Source organism: bacterium, assembly GCA_035307765.1.
In the GTDB taxonomy this organism is placed as follows: domain Bacteria; phylum Sysuimicrobiota; class Sysuimicrobiia; order Sysuimicrobiales; family Segetimicrobiaceae; genus Segetimicrobium.
Genome location: DATGHU010000014.1, coordinates 1 through 3,285, shown reverse-complemented (window position 1 = coordinate 3,285; position 3,285 = coordinate 1). Strand labels below are relative to the sequence as shown.

Annotated in this window: 3 protein-coding genes, 1 tRNA gene and 1 pseudogene; 1 reads left to right on the top strand and 4 read right to left on the bottom strand. The window is 66.0% G+C overall.

The window, feature by feature from the left end; genetic code table 11:
- Positions 1-91 precede the first annotated feature (91 nt).
- Positions 92-250, top strand: a pseudogene (locus VKV57_05060) (helix-turn-helix domain-containing protein).
- A 213-nt stretch (positions 251-463) separates the two neighbouring features.
- On the opposite strand, the gene VKV57_05055 reads toward VKV57_05060, so the two are convergent.
- The 4 genes from VKV57_05055 to VKV57_05040 form a co-directional block, all read right to left on the bottom strand.
- Positions 464-539 (bottom strand) — tRNA-Ala (locus tag VKV57_05055).
- A 98-nt stretch (positions 540-637) separates the two neighbouring features.
- Positions 638-1,831: a UxaA family hydrolase gene (locus VKV57_05050; GenBank protein ID HLW59277.1), complete on the bottom strand. Its 1,194-nt coding sequence runs from the start codon at positions 1,829-1,831 to the stop codon at positions 638-640.
- 2 nt (positions 1,832-1,833) lie between these two features.
- Positions 1,834-2,832 (bottom strand): UxaA family hydrolase, encoded by a 999-nt coding sequence (locus VKV57_05045; protein HLW59276.1) that lies wholly within the window; start codon positions 2,830-2,832, stop codon positions 1,834-1,836.
- A complete protein-coding gene (locus VKV57_05040; GenBank protein HLW59275.1) occupies positions 2,825-3,136 on the bottom strand; it encodes a UxaA family hydrolase in 312 nt (103 codons plus the stop codon). Before VKV57_05040 ends, VKV57_05045 begins: the two co-directional genes overlap by 8 nt.
- Positions 3,137-3,285 lie beyond the last annotated feature (149 nt).

Genomic DNA, 3,285 nt, shown 5'->3' with positions numbered 1-3,285 from the left:
GAGAGATAGGTAACAGATTGTACCGGACACATGGGTAACACTCCTTCCCTGAAAGGGGGGAGGGAAGATGCCCTGGAGGGAGTGTTCGGTGATGGACGAGAGAATGCGGTTTGTCGCTCGTCGGCTCGGAGGCGAACCGATAGCGGAATTGTGCCGCGAGTTTGGGATCTCCCGCAAGACCGGCTACAAGATCGTCGATCGGTATCAGGAATGCGGCATGCAGGGGCTCACCGACCGCAGCCGGCGGCCGTATCGCTTAGCCAGGTCTTTGCGGGACAAGCCGTCGGCATTAAAGAAGTGCACGACGGCATCTAGCTGGTCAGCTTTATGGATTATGACTTGGGCTACTTTGATCTGGAGACGCGCGTGCTTGAACCGCTCGACAATCCGTTTGGGCCGAAAGTGTTACCCATGTCCTAAGTACAAAGTGTTACCTATGTCTCCGGGCTGGACCTGATTTACTTGGTGGAGACGAGGAGATTCGAACTCCCGACCTCCTGAGTGCGATTCAGGCGCTCTCCCAGCTGAGCTACGTCCCCACGTCCACTACTCTAACAGATTTTGGCGCGCTGTGGAATCACCGCAATTTTGGGGTTTTGAAATCCCTTGTCTGATATCGAATTGGCGGCGGCCTGCATCAGGTGATGGGGTGCCCGGCGCCAGCCCCAGCAGCATCGAGAATGGCGAACGGGTACCGGCTGATCGAGAATTCGCGGTGTCCGAGGCGTTCGGCCTTCGTCGCCTCACCCTGGGACACCGCGAGGATGGCATCGTAAATCCGCTGCCCCATGCTCTCCAGCGTCTCGCTGCCCTCGAGGATGAGCCCGGCGTTGAGATCGATGTTATCCCGCATGCGGGTCGCCGTATGCGAGTTTGTGGCGATCTTGATGACTGGGACGATCGCCGAGCCGGTGGGTGTGCCGCGGCCGGTTGTAAAGGCGGCGACCTGGGCACCCGCAGCCACCATTCCCACCATCTGCTCGATGTCGTTCCCAGGCGTGTCCATGATTACGAGCCCCGCGGTCGCGGGCCGGACAGCGTACTCCACAACCTGTCGGATCGACCGGGTGCCCCCCTTCTTAGCCGCGCCGAGGGACTTCTCCTCGATCGTCGTGAGCCCGCCCTCGATGTTCCCCGGCGCGGGGTTGGCACCACGGATGTCCTCGCCGTGCGCGCGCACCACGTCCTCGTAGCGGTGGATGATGCGATAGATGTCGTCGGCCACGGTGGGGCTGGTGGCACGCCGGGCCAGTAGGTGCTCGGCCCCGATGAGTTCGGTGGTCTCGGCGAGGATCACCGCCCCCCCGGCGTCCACGAGCAGGTCGCTCGCCGCGCCGAGCGCCGGGTTCGCGGTAATCCCCGACAGTGCATCCGACCCCCCGCACTCGGTTCCCAACATCAACGCGCTGACGGGCGCCCGCTCTCGCGTGCAGCCGGCGGCAGCGGTGAGCAGCGGGCCCAAGCGAGCACGGCCCTGCTCGATGGCCCCTCGCAGACCTCCGGCCTCTGCCACGATCACCAGATCGGCGCGCTGCCCGGTGGCGCGGATCGCGTCCAGCAACGGCGCGCGGTCGGGGGTGTCGGCGACGAGCAACACCGCGGCCACGTTGGGGTTCGCCGAAAAACCCACCAACGTGCGGGCGATGCGCTCGCGGTTCTGGGGAAGGTCGTGGGAGGTCGGTTCGTAGTCGTGCTCCACCCATGTCGCGCCCATCCCGCGGGCGATCGCCCGTGCGACGCCCGAGGCGGACGCCACGAGCGGGAGAACCAGGACGTGGTTCCGCGCCCCCCACCCTCTCATCGCCCGCCGGTAGAGCAGGATCTCGTCCATCGTTACATCGTTGGGCCGATTCTGTGGATCGCCATCTCGAAATCGCCCATCGCCTCGAGGGCGGTCTCCTCTCGGCAGGCGCCGGTCAGCGCCACCAGTACAGCCTCGGCTGCGCCGAGCGCCGGGGATTCGTCGAGCAGCACATCGACGTCCGCGGCGAACGCCCGGGCGTACGGGGCGATCCCAACATGGACGACCGGAGCCACCGGGCACCCCGCGGGCAAGCCACCCACGAGCGGCGAGAGGATGATGTGGGCTCCCCCGGCCGCGAGCCCCGTCTTCTGGGCAATGCGAGACTCCGGGGTTCCCATGAGGAAGACCCCCCGATCGACCGCGGGAGTCGCATACGAGATTGTCGACGTCTCGCGCGCCTTCGGGCCCTCAATGCCCAGGATCCGATCCTGGAAACTGCGCTCCAGATCGGGCCGCCCAGTAGGCACGGCCTGCATCACCGTCGAGCCCGCGCGGAGGAGGCGGTCAATCACCTCGACGAAGACACGCGCCTGCGGCTCGGGAATGCCGAGCCACGCGGCTTCGACCCCGACCCGAAGATCAGGCCAGCCGACCGCGACCTGAGGGTCGCCGGCCGCGGCGTCCCGCAGCCTGTCGAGCGCCTGTCGGCCGGCGGCCACCGCCGCCCCGGTCCCGCCGGACTGCTGAATGCCCACAAACTCCGCCCGCTGCCCGCGACGCACGATCATCCGATGCAGCCCCACCCCTTGGACGGTCTCGCACCCAAGGCTGACCACGAGCGCCCCCGCAACGTTCGGGTGGGTCCCCAGGCCGGTGAGCACCTGCTCCGTGAGATGCGCGTCCCCGCCCAACTGCGAGCAGCCGTGTTGATGCTCGATCGCCACCGCACCCGGGGCACCCTCGGCCATCGTCAGCGCCGCCTGGGCGGCGCAGATCACCGAGGGGATCACCAGCAAGTGATGGCGGATGCCGACCGTTCCGTCCGGGTGCCGCCATCCCCGAAGCAACGGCAGCGGCCACTCAGGCATCGCGCACCCTCGCCCGGTCACTCCGCACATTGTGCACGTGCACGTGCTGTCCCGGCCGGATTTCGCACGTCGCGAAGCCAATCACTTCGCCGTACTTGATCACCGGGCCGCCGGCCGCCACCGGTACCAGCGCGATCTTGTGGCCGAACGGGATTAAAGCTGCGGCGACCAAATACACGTTCGCGTCGCCTCGTCGAACTTCAACGCGGGTGCCGGCCCGGATCGGCACAAGCGCGATGGCGCTCGTATCCCGGGGATCCAGGAGCAGCACCAGCGGCCGGGCAGGAGGTGCGGGCTCATCCATACGGCTAGTCTAGTTCGCCATGAAATACGTTGCTGCAAACCCAAGTAAAATAAGGATTTCTTGGGTGAGATACGTGCGAAATGCTAGGGATTCCCACCCCAGACGGCGAATCGAACTGATGCAACCGCCAAGTCACACCTGTCCGACGC